The organism is Micromonospora sp. NPDC049836, from assembly GCF_044465125.1.
Taxonomy (GTDB): Bacteria; Actinomycetota; Actinomycetes; order Mycobacteriales; family Micromonosporaceae; genus Micromonospora.
The window spans coordinates 113,558-131,390 of sequence record NZ_JBITLH010000005.1 but is presented as its reverse complement, the minus strand read 5'-3'; the positions used below and the strand labels follow the sequence as shown (position 1 = coordinate 131,390).

General features: G+C 73.7%; 17 protein-coding genes and 1 pseudogene. 13 read left to right on the top strand and 5 right to left on the bottom strand.

Going from position 1 to position 17,833, the window contains the following annotated elements:
* Positions 1-32: 32 nt before the first annotated feature.
* Together ACIBPB_RS15235 and ACIBPB_RS15230 are read left to right on the top strand one after the other, a co-directional pair.
* Positions 33-797: an SDR family oxidoreductase gene (locus tag ACIBPB_RS15235; protein ID WP_396840222.1), complete on the top strand. Its 765-nt coding sequence runs from the start codon at positions 33-35 to the stop codon at positions 795-797.
* On the top strand, positions 797-1,576 hold the full coding sequence (locus ACIBPB_RS15230; RefSeq protein ID WP_396840221.1) for a class I SAM-dependent methyltransferase: 780 nt from the start codon (positions 797-799) through the stop codon (positions 1,574-1,576). Before ACIBPB_RS15235 ends, ACIBPB_RS15230 begins: the two co-directional genes overlap by 1 nt.
* A 465-nt stretch (positions 1,577-2,041) precedes the next feature.
* On the opposite strand, the gene ACIBPB_RS15225 is transcribed toward ACIBPB_RS15230, so the two are convergent.
* A complete protein-coding gene (locus ACIBPB_RS15225) occupies positions 2,042-3,133 on the bottom strand; it encodes a UDP-N-acetylmuramate dehydrogenase (protein WP_396840220.1) in 1,092 nt (363 codons plus the stop codon).
* Between the two features lie 70 nt (positions 3,134-3,203).
* On the opposite strand from ACIBPB_RS15225, the gene ACIBPB_RS15220 reads away from it, so the two are divergent.
* From ACIBPB_RS15220 to ACIBPB_RS15185, 8 genes are all read left to right on the top strand, one after another.
* A complete protein-coding gene (locus tag ACIBPB_RS15220; RefSeq protein WP_396840219.1) occupies positions 3,204-3,959 on the top strand; it encodes a maleylpyruvate isomerase family mycothiol-dependent enzyme in 756 nt (251 codons plus the stop codon).
* A 214-nt stretch (positions 3,960-4,173) separates the two neighbouring features.
* A complete protein-coding gene (locus tag ACIBPB_RS15215) occupies positions 4,174-5,481 on the top strand; it encodes an ABC transporter substrate-binding protein (protein ID WP_396840218.1) in 1,308 nt (435 codons plus the stop codon).
* Between the two features lie 71 nt (positions 5,482-5,552).
* Positions 5,553-6,539, top strand: a complete 987-nt coding sequence (locus tag ACIBPB_RS15210; protein ID WP_396840217.1) for a carbohydrate ABC transporter permease — start codon at positions 5,553-5,555, stop codon at positions 6,537-6,539.
* On the top strand, positions 6,536-7,369 hold the full coding sequence (locus tag ACIBPB_RS15205) for a carbohydrate ABC transporter permease (RefSeq protein WP_396840216.1): 834 nt from the start codon (positions 6,536-6,538) through the stop codon (positions 7,367-7,369). The genes ACIBPB_RS15210 and ACIBPB_RS15205 overlap by 4 nt, the downstream gene beginning before the upstream one ends.
* 58 nt (positions 7,370-7,427) lie before the next feature.
* Positions 7,428-8,795 (top strand): GH1 family beta-glucosidase, encoded by a 1,368-nt coding sequence (locus ACIBPB_RS15200; RefSeq protein WP_396840215.1) that lies wholly within the window; start codon positions 7,428-7,430, stop codon positions 8,793-8,795.
* 19 nt (positions 8,796-8,814) lie between these two features.
* On the top strand, positions 8,815-9,822 hold the full coding sequence (locus tag ACIBPB_RS15195; protein ID WP_396840214.1) for a LacI family DNA-binding transcriptional regulator: 1,008 nt from the start codon (positions 8,815-8,817) through the stop codon (positions 9,820-9,822).
* Between the two features lie 65 nt (positions 9,823-9,887).
* Positions 9,888-10,304: a RidA family protein gene (locus ACIBPB_RS15190; RefSeq protein WP_396840213.1), complete on the top strand. Its 417-nt coding sequence runs from the start codon at positions 9,888-9,890 to the stop codon at positions 10,302-10,304.
* Between the two features lie 68 nt (positions 10,305-10,372).
* Positions 10,373-11,275, top strand: a complete 903-nt coding sequence (locus ACIBPB_RS15185) for a GNAT family N-acetyltransferase (RefSeq protein ID WP_396840212.1) — start codon at positions 10,373-10,375, stop codon at positions 11,273-11,275.
* Here the strand turns inward: ACIBPB_RS15185 and ACIBPB_RS15180 are convergent.
* Together ACIBPB_RS15180 and ACIBPB_RS15175 are read right to left on the bottom strand one after the other, a co-directional pair.
* Positions 11,268-11,786: an O-acetyl-ADP-ribose deacetylase gene (locus tag ACIBPB_RS15180; protein WP_396840211.1), complete on the bottom strand. Its 519-nt coding sequence runs from the start codon at positions 11,784-11,786 to the stop codon at positions 11,268-11,270. The two genes, ACIBPB_RS15185 and ACIBPB_RS15180, sit on opposite strands and share 8 nt — an antisense overlap.
* Position 11,787: 1 nt before the next feature.
* Positions 11,788-12,579: an EI24 domain-containing protein gene (locus ACIBPB_RS15175; protein WP_396840210.1), complete on the bottom strand. Its 792-nt coding sequence runs from the start codon at positions 12,577-12,579 to the stop codon at positions 11,788-11,790.
* A 153-nt stretch (positions 12,580-12,732) separates the two neighbouring features.
* Here ACIBPB_RS15175 and ACIBPB_RS15170 point away from each other — a divergent pair, with 153 nt between their 5' ends.
* Both ACIBPB_RS15170 and ACIBPB_RS15165 read left to right on the top strand, forming a co-directional pair.
* Entirely contained in the window at positions 12,733-14,358 is a 1,626-nt protein-coding gene (locus ACIBPB_RS15170; protein WP_396840209.1) for an Ig-like domain-containing protein, read from the top strand.
* Between the two features lie 22 nt (positions 14,359-14,380).
* Entirely contained in the window at positions 14,381-15,382 is a 1,002-nt protein-coding gene (locus ACIBPB_RS15165) for a helix-turn-helix transcriptional regulator (protein ID WP_396840208.1), read from the top strand.
* Positions 15,383-15,406: 24 nt separating this feature from the next.
* Here ACIBPB_RS15165 and ACIBPB_RS15160 read toward each other — a convergent pair.
* Positions 15,407-16,320 (bottom strand): annotated as a pseudogene (locus ACIBPB_RS15160) (SDR family oxidoreductase).
* A 77-nt stretch (positions 16,321-16,397) separates the two neighbouring features.
* Here ACIBPB_RS15160 and ACIBPB_RS15155 point away from each other — a divergent pair.
* Positions 16,398-17,084: a DNA polymerase beta superfamily protein gene (locus tag ACIBPB_RS15155; protein WP_396840207.1), complete on the top strand. Its 687-nt coding sequence runs from the start codon at positions 16,398-16,400 to the stop codon at positions 17,082-17,084.
* A gap of 10 nt (positions 17,085-17,094) precedes the next feature.
* Here the strand turns inward: ACIBPB_RS15155 and ACIBPB_RS15150 are convergent, their stop codons facing one another.
* The gene (locus tag ACIBPB_RS15150) at positions 17,095-17,832 is read right to left on the bottom strand and encodes an alanyl-tRNA editing protein (protein WP_357325810.1); all 738 of its coding nucleotides are present in this window, start codon (positions 17,830-17,832) and stop codon (positions 17,095-17,097) included.
* Position 17,833: the final 1 nt, after the last annotated feature.

Here is a 17,833-nt window from a genome sequence, read left to right as displayed (position 1 = left end):
CGCCCCGGCACGGGCCGGGGGAGAATGGCCGGATGACCTCTGTCGCCATCGTCACCGGAGCGTCCAGCGGGATCGGCGCGGCCACCGCCCGCCGGCTGGCCGCCGAGGGTTTCCACGTACTCGCCGCCGCGCGGCGCACCGACCGGCTGGCCGGCCTGGTCGCCGAGATCGAGTCGGCCGGCGGGGCCGCCACCGCGGTGGAGTGCGACGTCACCTCGGACGAGTCCGTCGCCGGCCTGGCCGCCGCCGCGGCCGCCGCGCCCGGCCCGGTCACCGTGCTGGTCAACAACGCCGGCGGCGCGCGCGGCCTGGACCCGGTGGAGTCCGGCTCGGTGGGCGACTGGCAGTGGATGTACGAGGTGAACGTGCTCGGCACGGTCCGGGTCACCCAGGCGCTGCTGCCCGCGCTGGAGGCCTCCGGTGCTGGCACCATCGTGATCATCAGCTCCACCGCCGGTCAGGTGGTCTACGAGGGCGGCGGCGGCTACACCGCCGCCAAGCACGCGCAGACCGCGGTCGCCGGGACGCTGCGGCTCGAGCTGTGCGGCCGCCCGGTCCGGGTCATCGAGATCGACCCGGGCATGGTCAGGACGGAGGAGTTCGGGCTGGTCCGGTTCGACGGCGACGCGGCCAGGGCCGACGCCGTCTACGCCGGTGTCGCCGAGCCGCTGGTCGCCGAGGACATCGCCGACTGCGTCGCCTGGTGCGCCACCCGCCCGCAGCACGTCAACATCGACCAGCTGGTGGTCCGCCCGCTGGCCCAGGCCGCCCAGCACAAGGTGCACCGGGTGAGCTGATGAAACCGCTGGGCGTCGTCACGCGCGGGACGACGAACCCCAACCGGCTCCGCCGGGTGGACAACTGGATCGTCGAGACCTGCGGCCCCGCGCTGCGGGCCGCCGCCGACCCGCTCGTCGTCGACCTGGGCTACGGCGCCACCCCGGTCACCGCCGTCGAGCTGCGGGCCCGGCTCGCCGCCGGGGTCCGCGCCGACGTCCGGGTGGTCGGGCTGGAGATCGATCCGGTACGCGTGGCCGCCGCCCAACCGGCCGCCGACCCGCCCGGCCTGACCTTCGCCCGGGGCGGCTTCGAACTGGCCGGGCTCCGGCCCGCGCTGGTCCGGGCGTTCAACGTGCTGCGGCAGTACGACGAGAGCGAGGTCGCCGAGGCCTGGCGTACCGTCACCGGGCGGCTGGCCCCGGGCGGGCTGCTCGTCGAGGGCACCTGCGACGAGCTGGGCCGGCTCGGCGCCTGGGTGCTGCTGGACGCGTCCGGCCCGCGCACGCTGACCCTGGCCGCGCGGCCGACCACCCTGGAGAGCCCGGCCCAGTTCGCGGAGCGGCTGCCCAAGGCGCTGATCCACCGCAACGTGCCCGGCGAGCCGATCCACGACCTGCTCGTCGCCCTGGCCGACGCCTGGCAGGCCGCCGCCGGCTACGCCCCGTTCGGCCCCCGCGACCGCTGGACCAGGACGGTGGCCGCCGTCAGACAGGCCGGCTGGCCCGTCCTCGACCGCCCCCGCCGCTGGCGCCTCGGCGAACTCACCCTCCCCTGGCCCACCATCGCCCCCACCTGACCCCTCCGCCCTCGCCCCCGCCCCGCCCTCGCCCTGGCCTGGCCTGGCCTGGCCTGCCCTCGCTAGCCTGGCTTGCCCTCGCCCTGCCCTGCCTGCCCTCGCCCTAGCCTGGCCTCGCCCTGGCCTGGCCTGGGCCCACCCGCACCCGCACCCGCACCCGCACCCGCGATCATGGAGTTGTGGCACCGAACAAACGCCGCAAAAGCTGCGAGCCGGGCACCACAACTCCATGATCGACGCCGGAGGCCGCCGGGGTGGGCGAGGGCAGAGGCCGCCGGGGTGGGCGATGCCGAAGGCCGCCGGGGTGGGCGATGCCGAAGGCCGCCGCGGCGGGCGAGGGCGGAGGCCGCCGGGGCGGGCGAGGGCAGAGGCCACGGGGGTGGGCGGGGGTGCGGGGCGGGGGTGGGGGGAGCGGGGTGGGGGGTGCGGGGTGCGGGGTGGGGGGTGCGGGGTGGGGGTGCGGGGTCAGATGGTGCAGTTGATGAGGACGGGCTCGGGGTGGAGGGTCACGCCGAAGCGGGCGTGGACGCCGTCCCTGATCTCGCGGGCGAGGGCGACCAGGGCGGCGGTGCCGGCGGTGCCGCCCCGGTTGGTGAGGGCCAGCGTGTGCTTGCTGGAGATCGCCATCCCGGCCGGGCCCGGGTAGCCCTTGCCGAAGCCGGCCTTGTCGATCAGCCAGGCGGCACTGATCTTGACCCGGTCCCCCGGGCAGGGCCAGTTCGGCGGGTCACCCAGGTCACCGACCCGCTCCCGGAAAAGGTCGTACGCGGCCCGCTCCAGCACCGGATTCGTGAAGAACGAGCCCACCGAGCGGGTGTCCGGGTCGTCCGGGTCGAGCACCATGCCCTTGCCGGCGCGCAGCCGCAGCACGGTGGCCCGGGCGTCGGCCAGCGGCACCCGGTCGCCCACCTCGACGCCGAGCGCCCGGGCCAGTTCGGCGTAGCGCACCGGGCCGGAGAGCGGGGCGCGGGTGAGCCGGAAGTCGACCGAGAGCACCACCCACCGGTCGCTGTACTTGAAGATGCTGCCCCGGTACGCGAACCCGCAGTCCTCGGCCGCGATCCGGACCACCGCCCGGTGGCTGCGGTCGTACGCCTCGACGGCGACGATCGTCTCGGCCACCTCCTGGCCGTACGCGCCGACGTTCTGGATCGGGGTGGCACCGGCCGAGCCGGGGATGCCGGAGAGGCACTCCAGCCCCGACCAGCCGTGCTCGACGGTCGCCGCCACCAGGTCGTCCCAGGGCTCGCCGGCCTCGACGCGTACGGTGACGGTGTCGGCATCCTCCGCGACCACCCGGTAGCCCCGGGAGCGGATCAGCACGACGGTGCCGGGGAAGCCCTGGTCGCCGATCACCACGTTGCTGCCGCCGGCGAGGACCAGGACGGGGTCCTCCCGCAGCTCCGCTTCCTGCACCTTCTGGACGATTTCGTCCGCGCTGGCGGCGGTCGCCAACCGGCCGGCGGGGCCACCGAGGCGCAGCGTGGTGTAGCGCGCCAGGGTGGCCGGGTCGGCCGGGTCGGCTCCGGTCGTCGGTTCGGCGTAGACGTCTGACACGCCTCTCACCCTAGGCTGAGGGGTAGCCGCGGCACCCACTGGTGGCCCGGTCACCCCCGGGAGGATGGCGATGAGCAGATTGCACGGCACGAAGGACTTCTGGATCGGCTCGTTGCGGACGGAGGCACCCGCCTTCGCCGCCGCCGTTGCCGAGGCGCCCCCGGAGACACCGGTGCTCTCCTGTCCCGGCTGGACGGTCTCCGATCTCGCGCACCACCTCACCCGGGTCTACGTCTGGGCCCGGACGGTGCTGACCGCCGGGACCACCACCCGGCCGGAGCGGCACGATCCGGAGCCGCCGGCCGGCCTGGCCCCGGCCGACTGGTACCGGCGGGAGTTCGACCAGTTGATGGCGCTCTTCGAGGGGCTGGATCCGGAGGCGCCGGCGTGGAACTTCGCACCGCAGCCGAAGAAGGCGGGCTTCTGGCCGCGCCGGATGGCGCACGAGACGGCGGTGCACCGCTGGGACGCCCAGCTCGCGATCGGCGCGGGCGAGCCGATCGAGGCCAAACTCGCGGCCGACGGGGTGAGCGAGGTGCTGGACACCTGGCTGCCGGCGGGGCGGCGGATCACGCCGGGCCAGTGGCAGGGGGTGGTCCAGTTGAGCGCGACGGACGCCGCCCAGGACTGGTACCTGCGGCTGCGCGGCGAGGGGGTGGCGCTGCTGGACACCGCCACCATCCTCGACCACGACGACCACCACGCCCGGGTGCAGGTCACCGGGACGGCCAGCGACCTGCTGCTGGCGGTGATGGGCCGGATCAGCTTCGACGCCCTCGGGGTGGCCGGTGACCAGCGGCTGTTGCAGGGCCTGCGGGTGGGCTGAGGTCGCCCCGGCGTACGCCCTGCGGGGAGTGGCCTGTCCCGTCGGGGACGGCCACTCCCCGCCGCGTTTCCGGCCCACCCGGGCCGCTTCGTAACGGCCTGAGAGCGCTCTCTTGACAGGATCGAGGGCAACCTCCACCCTGTCGTGAGAGCGCTCTCTTAGTTCCGGAACCATCCTTCACCACCCGTTACGACCTAGAGGGGTCAGCAGACAGATGGGTATCTTCACGCGCCGCCGGCTGGCGGCGGTGGCCCTCGTCGCCACCACCGCGCTGCTCGGCGCCACCGGCTGCGGTGGCGGCGACGACGAGGCCACCGACGGCCCGGTCACACTCACCGTCGACGTCTTCGGCCAGTTCGGCTACGACGAGCTCTACCAGGAATACATGGCCGACCACCCCGGCGTGAAGATCGTCGAGCGGGGCACCGGCGGCAACCTCGACGAGTACTCCCCGAAGCTCACCCAGTGGCTCGCCGCGGGCAAGGGCGCCGGCGACGTGGTCGCCATCGAGGAGGGCCTGCTGGTCGAATACAAGGCCAACCCGCAGAACTTCGTGAACCTGCTCGACCACGGCGCGGCCGACCTGAAGGGCAACTTCCTCGACTGGAAGTGGAACCAGGGCCTCACCGCCGACGGCAAGCAGCTCATCGGCCTCGGCACCGACGTCGGCGGGATGGCCATGTGCTACCGCAAGGACCTGTTCGCCAAGGCCGGCCTGCCCACCGACCGGGAGGCGGTGTCCAAGCTCTGGCCCACCTGGCAGGACTACATCAAGGTCGGCGAGCAGTTCACCGCGAAGAAGACCGGCGCCGCGTTCCTGGACGCCGCGACCAACACGTACAACACGATCCTGCTCCAGAACGCCGGCAACACCACCGGCTACAGCTACTACGACACCGGCAACAACCTGGTCGTGGGCAGCAACCCGGCGGTCAGGCAGGCGTACGACACCACGATGGACATCATCGACTCGGGGCTCTCCGGCAGGTACGGCTCCTGGTCCGAGGAATGGGTGTCGGCGTTCAAGCAGGGCAAGTTCGCCACCATCGCCTGCCCGGCCTGGATGACCGGCGTGATCGAGGGCTACGCCGGCGCGGGCGCCAAGGGCAAGTGGGACATCGCGCAGGTCCCCGGCAACGGCGGCAACTGGGGCGGCTCGTTCCTCGCGGTGCCGAAGCAGAGCAAGCACCAGGCCGAGGCGATCGCGCTGGTCAAGTTCCTGACCAGCGCCAAGGGCCAGATCGGCGCGTTCAAGGCCAAGGGCCCGCTGCCGTCGTCGCCGCAGGCCCTGGCGGATCCGGCGATCGTCGACTCGACCAGCGCGTACTTCTCCGACGCCCCGGTCGGCACGATCTTCGCCACCGGCGCCAAGAGCCTGAAGCCGGTCTACATGGGCCCGAAGAACCAGGCCGTCCGCACCGAGGTGGAGAACGCGGTCCGCACCGTCGAGCTGGGCAAGCGCACCCCGGAGCAGGGCTGGTCCGACGCGGTCGCCAACGCCGAGAAGGCCGCCGCCAAGTAACCCGAGCCAGCGCGTGCGGGCGGGCCCCGGTGACGGGGTGCCGCCCGCACGGCGGAAAGGAGTCCCGGGCCATGGCAGTCCAGCTCGACGCCCGCCCGCCGGTCAGACCGGCGCACCGCACCCGGCCGAGCCGGGGCGCCCGGCTCAGCCGGTTCGACACCACGTACTCGCCGTACCTCTACGTGGCCCCGTTCTTCCTGGTCTTCGGGGTCTTCGGGATCTACCCGCTGATCTACACCTTCTGGGTGTCGCTGCACGACTGGGACCTGCTCGGCGCCGAGCACCCGTTCATCGGCTTCGACAACTACACCCAGTTGCTCGCCGACCCGGACTTCTGGCACTCGGTGGTGAACACCCTCGGCATCTTCGTCATCTCCACGGTCCCCCAGCTGCTGGCCGCGCTCTGGCTGGCCAACCTGCTCAACCGGCGGCTGCGCGCCCGCACCACCTGGCGGATGGCGGTGCTGATCCCGAACGTCACCTCGACCGCCGCCGTGGCGATCGTGTTCGCGGTGCTGTTCGGCCGGGACTTCGGCATGATCAACTGGCTGCTCGACCACGTGGGGATCACCGCGATCGACTGGAAGGCCAACCGGTTCGCCGCCTGGGTGGCCATCTCCACCATGGTCGACTGGCGCTGGACCGGCTACAACGCGCTGATCTTCCTGGCCGCCATGCAGGCCATCCCCCGCGACCTGTACGAGTCGTCGGCGATCGACGGCGCCGGCCGGTCCCGGCAGTTCTGGTCCATCACGGTGCCGCTGCTCAAGCCGACGATCATCTTCGCGGTCATCATCTCCACCATCGGCGGCCTCCAACTCTTCACCGAGCCGCGGATGTTCAACTCCGGCACCAACGCGATCCGCGGCGGGCCGCTGCGCGAGTCGCAGACCGTGACCATGTACATGTTCGAGAACGCCTTCGCCCCGCACTACAACTTCGGCTACGGCTCGGCCGTCGCCTGGCTGCTGTTCGCGCTCATCGCGGTGGTCGCGGTGATCAACGTGCTGCTCCTGCGTCGGCTCGGCGGCGGCGCCCGCAAGGAGGTCTCCCGATGACCCGCCTCTGGTCGGCCGGCCGGCTCACCTACCTGGCGCTGGCCCTCTCGGCCGCCCTGTCGATCTTCCCGATCTACTGGATGTTCGTGGTGGCGAGCCGGACCAGCGACACGATGGGCCAGGTCCCGCCGCCGTTCACCCCCGGCGGCAACCTGGGCGCCAACATCGCCAAGCTGTTCGACAACACCGACGCGTACTTCCTGGCCGGTCTGATCAACTCGGCGATCGTGGCCAGCACCGTGACCATCTCGGTGGTGTTCTTCTCCACCCTCGCCGGGTTCGCGTTCGCCAAGCTGCGGTTCCGGGGGCGCAACGCGCTGCTGCTGGTCATCGTCGCGACCATGATGGTGCCCACCCAGCTCGGTGTGATCCCGCTCTATCTGCTCATGACGAAGCTGAACTGGAACGACCGGCTGCCCGCGGTGATCGTGCCGGCGCTGGTCACCGGCTTCGGCGTGTTCATGATGCGGCAGTACGCCGGCCAGGCGGTCAGCACCGAGCTGATCGAGGCGGCCCGGATCGACGGCTGCAACACCGCGCGGATCTACTGGAACGTGGTGCTGCCGGCGCTGCGCCCGGCCGCCGCCGTGCTCGGCCTGCTCACCTTCATGACCACCTGGAACGACTTCCTCTGGCCGTACGCGGTGCTCAACGACCCGGAGAACCCGACCGTGCAGCTGTCCCTGCGGGCCCTCTCCGACGGCTACTACCAGGACATGTCGCAGGTCTTCACCGGCACGGCCATCGCCACCCTGCCGCTGCTGCTGGTCTTCGTGGTGTTCGGCCGCCAGATCATCGGCGGCATCATGGAGGGCGCCGTGAAGGCGTGAGGGCGAGGGACGAGCCGGGGTCGCGGGACCCGCGGCCAGGAACGAAGGAAGGCACCGCGTGACGCAGCTGAGGTTCCCCGAGAACTTCGTCTGGGGGGCGGCCACCGCCGCGTACCAGATCGAGGGCGCGGCCGGGGCGGACGGTCGCGCGCCGTCCATCTGGGACACCTTCAGCCGTACGCCCGGGAAGGTCTTCGCCGGGCACACCGGCGACGTGGCCTGCGACCACTACCACCGGTACGCCGAGGACGTGGCGCTGATGGCCGACCTGGGGCTGCGGGCGTACCGGTTCTCGGTCGCCTGGCCCCGGGTCCGGCCCGCCGGCACCGGCCCGGACAACCCGCCCGGCCTGGACTTCTACGACCGGCTGACGGACGCGCTGCTGGCGCGGGGCATCGACCCGATCGTCACGCTCTACCACTGGGACCTGCCGCAGGCCCTGGCGGACCGGGGCGGCTGGACCGTCCGGGAGACCGCCGAGCAGTTCGCCGAGTACGCGCTCGCCGTGCACGGCCGGCTCGGCGACCGGGTCCGCACCTGGACCACGCTCAACGAGCCGTGGTGCTCGGCCTACCTGGGCTACGGCAACGGGGTGCACGCGCCGGGCGGGCAGGACGCCGGGGCGGCCTTCCGGGCCGTACACCATCTGCTGCTCGGCCACGGCCTGGCCGCCCGGGCGCTGCGCGCGGCCGGCGCGCAGGTCGTGGGGATCACCCTCAACCTGGCCGACGTGCAGCCGGCCGACCCGGACAGCCCGGCGGACGCCGCCGCGGTGCGGCTGGTCGACGGCCTGCACAACCGGATCTTCCTGGGCCCGCTGACCGGTGCGGGATATCCGGACGACGTGCTGGCCCACCTGAGCCGGCTGGTCGAGCCGGACTTCCTGCGGGACGGCGACGAGAAGCTGATCGCCGCCCCGCTCGACCTGCTCGGCGTCAACTACTACTCCCCCACCTACGTGGCCGGGCGGGCCGGCGGCGCCGGCAGCAGCGCGTACCCGGGCAGCGCGGGCAGCGTCGAGTTCCTGCCGCCGGGCGGGCCGGTGACCGAGATGGGCTGGCTGATCGAACCGGCCGGGCTCACCCGGCTGCTGGAGCGGGTGGGCGCCGACCACCCGGGCCTGCCGATCATGATCACAGAGAACGGCGCGGCGTTCCCCGACGACCGGACCGACGAGCTGGGCCGGGTCGCCGACGACGACCGGGTCCGCTATCTCGATGGGCACCTGCGGGCCGCCCACGACGCCCTCGCCCGCGGCGTCGACCTGCGCGGCTATCTCGTATGGTCGTTGCTGGACAACTTCGAATGGGCCGAGGGTTACCGGAAGCGGTTCGGGATCGTGCACGTCGACTACCCGACCCAGCGGCGCACACCGAAGCGAAGTGCCCGCTGGTACCAGGAGGTGATCTCCCGGAACGGGCTGTGACGAGGCGGTGGTAACTGGGATGACGACGGCACAGCGGCCCACCCTGGAGGCGGTGGCGAGACGGGCGGGCGTGTCCCGCGCGACCGTGTCCCGGGTGGTCAACGGGTCCACCACCGTCGCGGAACCCATCCAGCAGGCGGTCCGCCGGGCGGTCGAGGAGCTGGGGTACGTCCCGAACCTCGCCGCCCGCAGCCTGGTCACCCAGCGCACCGACTCGGTCGCCCTGGTCCTGCCCGAGGCGGCCACCCGGGTCTTCTCCGACGACCAGGTCTTCCCCGGCATCATCCGCGGCGCCGCGCAGGAGCTGGAGGCGGCCGACAAGCAGCTCGTGCTGATGCTGGCCGGCTCGCCGGCCGGGCACGAACGGGTCGAGCGCTACACCACCGGCCGGCACGTCGACGGGGTGCTCTTCGCCTCGCTGCACGGCGAGGACCCGCTGCCCGGCAGGCTCGCCCGGCTCGGCATCCCGGTGGTGTGCAGCGGCCGGCCGCTGGACGGCGCCGAGGTGCCCTACGTCGACGTCGACCACGTCGGCGGGGTCGCCCGGGCGGTCCGCCACCTGATCGGGAACGGTCGCCGGCGGATCGCCACCATCGCCGGGCCGCAGGACATGGTGGCCGGCATCGAACGGCTGATCGGCTACCGGGACACGGTCGCCGCCGCCGGGCTGCCGGAGCTGGTCGCGTACGGCGACTTCACCCGGGAGTCCGGCAGCGCGGCCATGCGGCAACTGCTCGCCGCCGACCCGGAGCTGGACGCGGTCTTCGCGGCCTCCGACCTGATGGCGCACGCCGCCCTGCGCACCCTGCGGGAGGCCGGCCGGCGGGTGCCGCAGGACGTCGCCGTGATCGGCTTCGACGACATCGAGACGGCCGCGTACACCGAGCCGCCGCTGACCACGATCCGGCAGCCGATCGTCGAGCTGGGCCGGGCGATGACCCGCCAGCTGCTCCGGATCGCCGCCGGGGAGCAGGTCGAGCAGGCCCTCGTGCTCCCCACCGAGCTGGTGCTCCGCGACTCCGCCTGACCGGCCGGGCGGCGGTCCCGATTAACGCCTCGCCGGGTCGGCGGACCGGGCGCTACGGTCGGCCGATGACCGACACCGTGCGCCTGATCCGGGCGGCCCAGCTCTCCGACGTCGCCGAGTACGCGTACGCGGCCGAGGTCGTCCCGCCCGCCCGGCTGGTCTTCACCGCCGGCGCCTGCCCGCTGGACGCGGACGGGCGGACGGTCGCCCCCGGCGACCCCGCCGGCCAGGCCCGGCAGGTGATGGCCAACCTGGCGGTCGCCCTGGCCGCCGCCGGGGCCCGGCTCACCGACGTCGTCCGGACCACGGTGTACGTGGCCAGCGGCGACCGGGCCGACCTGGTGGCCGCCTGGGAGGTGGTCCGGGACGCGTTCGGTGACCACGACGTGCCCAGCACCCTGCTCGGGGTGGCCGTGCTCGGCTACCCCGACCAGCTCGTCGAGGTCGAGGCGGTCGCCGCGGTCCGGGCGGAGGTCGCCTGAGCGGCCCTCCGGCCCGCCCGCGGTAAACCCGTCGCCGGCGGGCGGGCGGCGGCTCTAGGGTCGGCCGGATGACCGACCTGATCAGATCCGCCCGCCCCGAGGACGCGCCCGGTGTCGTGGCGCTGCGCGCGCTCGTCTTCCCCTACCTGGTCCGCGGCGTCGAATCGACCCGACGCATGATCGCCCAGCCGCCGCCCGGCGAGGACTGGGCGGCCTGGGTGGTGGAGACGGACGGGCGGCTGGTCGGCTGGGCGTCGGCGTACCGCAACACGCAGACCTCGACGGCGGGCGTCGGGGAGATCTCCACCCTGCACGTCCACCCGGCGCACCGGGGCCGGGGCGCCGGCACCGCCCTCTTCGACGCCGCCCTCGCCCACCTGCGGCAGATCGGCGCGACCCGGGTGCTCACCCACTGCCGCGCCGAATCCCTGCCGTTCGCCCAGCGGCACGGCTTCACGCCCAGCCGCGAGCTGCGCTACTCCGCGCTCGACCTCCGGCCCGCCCCGCCGATGCCCGAACCGCCGCCGGGCGTACGGCTGCTGCCGGCCGCCGAGGTCGACCCGCGGCGGATCCACCGGGCGGACGCCGAGTCGTCGCGGGACGAGCCGGGCGACGTCCCCACCGACGTGCTCGGCTACGACCTCTGGCAGCACGAGGTCTGGCACAACCCGGGCCTGGACCGGCAGGCCAGCACGGTCGCCGAGGTGGCCGGGGAGGTGGTGGCGCTCAGCCTGGTCAAGCGGGACGGTGACCGGATGTGGTCGGACTTCACCGGCACCGTGCCGGAGCACCGGGGCCGGGGGCTGGCCCGGTTGACCAAGCAGGTCGCCCTGCACCGCGCCGCGGCGACCGGGGTGCGGACGGCGTACACCTCGAACGACGAGGCGAACGGGCCGATGCTGGCGATCAACGCCCGGCTCGGCTACCGGCCGGTGGACAGCCAGTGGTCCTGCCGCCGCACGCTCAGCTGAGCCCGCCGGCGACCCGCACCGCGGTGCCGTAGGTGTCCGCGCCGAAGAGCACGAGCCGGGCCTCGGTGACGTGCGCCGGGGTGGCCGCGTGCAGCACGGTGAGCGCCTGGCGGACCGCGTCGTCGACCGGCCAGCCGTAGACGCCGGCGGAGATCAGCGGGAAGGCCACGCTGGTGGCGCCCAGCTCGTCGGCGACCGCCAGGCTGTTGGCGTAGCAGTCGCGCAGCAGCGCCGACCGGTCCTCGCGTGGGGAGAAGACCGGCCCGACGGTGTGCACCACCCACCGGGCCGGCAGGTTGCCGGCGGTGGTGGCGACCGCCTGGCCGGTGGGCAGGCCCCGGCCGTAGCGGGAGGCGCGCAGCGCCCGGCACGCCTCAAGAATGGCCGGGCCGCCCGCGCGGTGGATCGCGCCGTCCACTCCCCCGCCGCCGAGCAGCGAGGAGTTGGCGGCGTTGACGATGGCGTCGACCCGCTGGGCGGTGATGTCTCCCGCGATCAGGACCGTGTCCACGTCACCCCTCCTCGACGGACTGCCCGAGCGACCGGCGGGCCAGCAGGGCGGCGCCGGCGACGGCGGCCGGCATGATGAGCACCGCGCCGAGCGGGATCAGGAAGCAGACGAAGACCGCCGTCCCGAAGCCCAGGGCGGTGGGCCGGTCGGCCCTCAGTATCGACCGCCGCTGCGGCAGCCGCATGCCGCGCCGGTAGAACGGCGCGCCGACCAGTTCCAGGGCCAGGAACCAGCCGCCCACCAGGGCGCCGACCACCGGCACCACGGTCTGCCCGACCACCGGGATGAAACCGGCCGCGAAGAGGGGTACGCCGACCAGCGCGGAGATGGCCACCAGCCGCAGCGAGTCCACGATGCTGCGCCGCAGCGACGCCCAGAACGGCACCTCGACGGCGCCCGGGGTGCCACCGAGCCGATCCTCGACCCGCTCGGAGATCTTCTCGTAGAACGGGTCGCCGACGGCCAGGGTGACCGCCGTGAAGGCGAGCACGCCGAGCAGCCCGGCCAGCCCCACGACAGCCAGCCCGGCGACCACCCGGACGAGCCCGCGCGCGGTCCCCGACCAGTCGTCCGCGAACGGGGTGACCAGCGCGGCCAGGTCGTCCACGAAGTACAGCAGGGTGGCGAACGCGGCGATGAAGAGCACCCCGGTGATCAGCGCGGGCACGATCCCGAGCAGCATCAGCCCGGGGTCGCGCACGTACAGCCGGAGCCCGCGCAGCAGCAGGCCGGCGCCGGCGAGGAAGCGGGTGACGGCGCCGGTGACGGGCGCGGCGAGGCGGGGTGCGTCCACGATCGCAGAGCCTAGTGGTCGGCCGCACGGTCGCCGGGCCGCCGCCGGCCGGGGACCGCGGTCCTCCCCGCGGGCCGGCGTGGGAAGCCCTTGACTCGCGGCGTCGCCACAGACAACCATCGAAGCGATGAACGTCGATAACGGGGGACGTTGATGAGAAATCGCATCGCCGGTCTGGTCATCGCCGCGCTCACCGCCACCTCGGCCGCGCTCGTCCTGGTGCATCCGGCGTCCGCCACCGGCGGCTGTGCCGCGGAGATGCCGGTCCGCGCCCAGTACCCGTCGATGCTCAGCGGCGAACTCACCGTCGTGAGCCTGGGCCGGTCACTGCCCGAGTGGACGCTCGACTTCCAGCTCCGGTATCCGAGCGAGCAGATCAAGAACGTCGACGGCGTGCGCTGGGAGCAGCACGGCGATCACGTCACACTGCACGGCCTGCCCGGGGCCGGGTTGCCGGCCGACCGGCCGATCTCCTTCCGGTACGTCATGACCCACGGGGTCAAGCGCGGCGACCCGCCGGTCTTCACCCTGAACGGTGTCCCGTGCGGGACCGTGCTGCCGCCGTCGCCGTCGCCCTCGTCATCTGTCCCGCCGAGCCCGACGAGCCCACCGAGCCCGACGCCGAGTTCGTCACCGAGTCCCACGCCCGACCCGAACCGGCCGGTCGTGCGGATCACCCGGCCCGAGGACGGTGACCACTTCTTCGCCCCGGCGACGATCACGGTGGAGGCCACCGCCACGCCCGCGCCGGGCCGGCGGATCACCCGGGTGGAGTTCTTCCACACCGGCGACTCGCCGGATTCGGCCCCGTTCGAGACCGACACCACCGCGCCGTACACCGCGGAGTGGCGTGATGTGCCGGCCGGCGGATACAGCTTCTTCGCCGTGGCGTACGACGACCAGGGCGCGAAGCAGAGCGGAAAAAACGCCCCGTTCGTCCGGGTGCTCACCCCCGGTGAGGAGCGGCAGGCGCCGTACGTCACCGTGGTGCGGGACCGGCTCTGGGGCATCTCCCCCGTCATCGACGCGGTGGCTCCGCGGGAGCTGGCGCCGCTCGCCCGGAGCGGCGCCGAGTCCCGATGCGTGCAGGGGCGCGGCATCTGGGACGGGCCGGTGGACGCGAGGGCCGTGGCCGGGCTGGCCGCCCGCGGCTTCCGGGCGGTGTACCTCGCCCTCAACGAGGCCTGCTGGCTCGGCCTGCCGTACGTCGACCCGCGCTACGGGGGCGAGCCGTACCGGCAGGAGGTCGTCGCGTACACGCAGCGACTGGCGGTCGCGGGTATCACCCCGATCGTCGGGCTCACCTGGAGTGAGGGCCGCTACACCGGGCCGGGCGCCACCTGCCGGGACGAGCGGGCGGTCTGCGCCAAACCGATGCCGGACGCCGCGCACGCCATCGACTTCTGGCAGAGCGTCGGCCAGACCCTGGGCACCGAAGCGGTGGTGTACGACCTGTTCACGGCGCCGTACCCGGACCGGGCGATCGGCGATCCGGCCCAGGCGTGGACGTGCTGGCGAGACGGTGCCGAGGCCTGCTCCGCGCTCGGCTATCCGGCGGTGGGCATGTGGGCGCTGTACCTCGCGGTCCGGACCGGCTCCTTCGGTGTGCTGCTCGCCGGCGGCCTTCGCGGCGGCAGCGACCTCTCCCGATGGGCGGCGTACGTGCCGGAGGACTGGTACTACAACATCGCTGCGGCGTGGCGGCCGGCGACACCCGGCGACTGCCGGCCGCCGGTGCTGGCGCAGGCGCCCGTCGTCGTCACCACCACCTGCCGTTAGCGCGCTACCGCAGAATGGTCGGGTGCGTGCCGCCCGGTTGATCTCGTTGCTCCTGCTGCTGCAGGCGCGGGAGACGATGACCGCCGCCGAGCTGGCCCGCGAGCTGGAGGTCTCCGAGCGCACCGTCTACCGGGACGTGCTGGCGCTCTCCGCGGCCGGTGTGCCGGTCTACGCGGACCGGGGCCGGGCCGGCGGCTACCGGCTGCTCGGCGGCTACCGGACCCGCCTGACCGGGCTCAACCGGGACGAGGCGGAGGCGCTCTTCCTGGCCGGGCTACCCGGGCCGGCCGGGGACATGGGGCTGGCGGACGCGGTGGCCGCCGCCGAGCTGAAGGTGCTGGCCGCGCTGCCGCCGAGCCTGCGGGACGCGCCCGCCCGGGCCGGGCAGCGGTTCCACCTGGACGTGCCGGGCTGGTTCCGCGAGTCGACCCCGCCGCCCCGGCTGGCCGAGCTGGCCCGCGCCGTCTGGCGGGACCTCGTGGTCGAGCTGCGCTACCGCCGGGGCGAGCGCGAGGTGGCGCGCACGGTCGAACCGTACGGGCTGGTGCTCAAGAACGGGGTCTGGTACCTGGTCGGCCGGGTCGGCGACGGCTGGCGGACGTACCGGGTGGACCGGGTGGTCGCCGTCGAGGTGGGCGAGGCGATGTTCGCCCGCGACGGCGGTTTCGACCTGGGGGCGTACTGGCGGGAACAGGCCAAGGCGTTCCTGCGGGGCATGCTCCGCGCCGAGGTCACCGTCCGGCTCAGCCCGGCCGGCCTGCGCGCGCTGCGGCACCGGGCCGAGGCGCCCTTCGCGTACGAGGAGGCGGTGGCCGGGGCCGGCGAACCCGACGGGCAGGGCTGGGTGGTGACCCGGCTGCCCGTCGAGTCCGTGCCGGTGGCGTACGACGTGCTGCTCGCGCTCGGCCCGGAGGTGGAGGTGCTCGACCCGCCCGAGCTGCGGGCACGCTTCGCCGAGGCGGCCCGCCGCTCGGCGGCGCTCTACCGGGACCCGCCCGCGCCGCCGGCCACGGGTCAGCGGTAGCCGATGCCGGCTGCCGGCCACGGGTCAGCGGTAGCCGGTGGGGTCCGCCGGCTTCCCGGGCGTGACCACCTCATCCTGGTAGCGGGCCCAGTGCGGCCGGCTGCCGTCGATGTCGGTGAAGCCGTACACCTGGGCCAGGCCGCCGCTGTCCACGGACCTGCCGTTCCAGCGGGCCCGGTCCGGGTCGGCGGCCAGGGCGGCCACCGCGCGCCCGACGAAGGCCGGCGTCTCGGACATGACGAAGTGCGGCTCCTTCGCCGCGCCGTCCCGCCAGGTGGCCTCGGTGACCCCGAAGTGCTCCAGCATGGCCTCGGAACGCAGCCAGCCGGGGGTGAGCGCGACCGCCGTGCACCCGTGCGGCGCCAGCTCGTGCGCCTGGGTGAAGGCGAGCCGGTTCACCGACACCTTGGCCAGGTCGTAGAAGACCGAGAGCCGGTACGCGGTGTCGTTGTACTCCTTGGTGCCGTCGCCGATCTCGACGACCAGGCCACCCGGCTTGCGGATCAGCAGCGGCAGCGCGAAGTGGCTGGTGATGATGTGGGTGTCCACGGCCAGCCGCAGGTGCGGAAGCCGGCGTCGAGCGGCTGCTCCCAGACCGGCTTCTCCCAGGTGATCAGCGGGTCCGCGCCCCAGATGTCGTTGACCAGCACGTCGAGCCGGCCCTGTTCGGCGTCGATCCGCCGCACCAGGCGGCGTACCTGGTCCGGGTCGAGGTGGTCGACCACCACGGCGATGCCGGTGCCGCCGGCGGCGGTGACCAGCTCGGCGGTCTCCTCGATGGTCTCCGGGCGGCCCAGCTCCGAGGGCCGTTCCCGACTGGTGCGCCCGGTGGCATAGACGGTGGCCCCGGCGGCGCCGAGCTGCACGGCGATCTGCCGGCCGGCGCCCCGGGTCGCCCCGGCGACCAGCGCGATCGTGCCTTCCAACGGTTTCGTCATGGCTGTCACCGTGCCACCGATACCTGACAGCCGAAGTCTGCTTTCCGGAGTGATCTCGATCGGCCATGATGGCCGGCATGCACCTGCTGCTCTCCGGGATCGTCGGCTCGGTCGCGTACGGGTTGGCGGGGCCGGACTCGGACGTGGACCGGATCGGTGTCTTCGCTGCGCCGACGGTCGCCTTCCACGGCCTGCACCCGCCACGGGAGTCGGTGGTCACCACCGATCCCGACCTGACGCTGCACGAGGCGGGCAAGTACGCGCGGCTGGCGTTGAGCGGCAACCCGACCGCCACCGAGCTGATGTGGCTGCCCGACGAGTGCTACGAGACCCGGACCGACCTCGGGGAGCGGCTGATCGGAATCCGTGCGGCGTTCCTCAGCGGCCCCCGGGTCCGGGACGCCTACCTCGGCTACGCCGCCCAACAGTTCCGCAAGCTGACGGCGCGGGACTCCTCGGTGGGCGGTCGGCGGCGGTCGGCGAAGCACGCCCGCCACCTGGCCCGCCTGCTGCACCAGGGGCGGACGCTCTACGCCACCGGGATGCTGGAGATCCGGCTGGCCGACCCGGAGTGGTTCCGGGCCTTCGGCGAGCGGGTCGCCGCCGGCGCGCTGGGCGAGGCGGAGGCGCTGGTCGCCGCCGCCGAGCGGGACTTCGACCGGATCCGCACCCCGTTGCCGGAGCGGCCCGACGAGGAGACCGTGGAACGCTGGCTGCTGGCCGTCCGGGCCGCGCACCTGCCGCCGGAACCGCGCCGCGGCTGACGCTGGACGGTCAGTCCACCAGCCGCACCCGGACCCGGCGGTTGGCCCGGCCCTTGCTCTCCACCTTGACCACCTGCACCTTGCCGATCTGGGCGGTGGAGGCGACGTGGGTGCCCCCGTCGGCCTGCACGTCCAGCCCGACGATGTCCACGATCCGCACCTCCTGCTCGTCCGGCGGGATCAGGTTGGACTGGGTGCGGATGATGTCCGGCAGGACCAGCGCCTCGGCCCGGGGCAGCACCCGGACGGCGACCGCCCGGTCGGCGGCCACCTCGACGTTGACCAGCTCCTCGATCCGGGCCTTGAAGTCCGGCGGCACCTCGGGCAGGTTGAAGTCCATCCGGGCCTCGCCGGGTTCCATGTTGCCGCCGGTGACCAGCGCGCCGAAGTCGCGGAACACCACGCCGCAGAGCACGTGCAGCCCGGAGTGGGTACGCATCAGCATGGTGCGCCGGGCGTCCTCGACGGCGCCGGTGACGGCGGTGCCGACCGGTGGCAGCGGGTCACCCTCGGCCGGGATCAGCCACAGGTCGTCGCCCTTGCGGGTGCCGACGATCCGGGTCTGCGCCCCCTGCCAGAGCAGCACCCCGTGGTCCGGCGGCTGTCCGCCGCCGCCCGGGTAGAAGGCCGACCGGTCCAGCACGATGCCCTGCTCGGGATCGGCCGCCAGCACCGTGCACGCCCACTCCCGCAGGGTGGGGTCGGCGAGGTCCAGTCGGTGGGTACGGCCGTGGTGTGTGACGCCCATA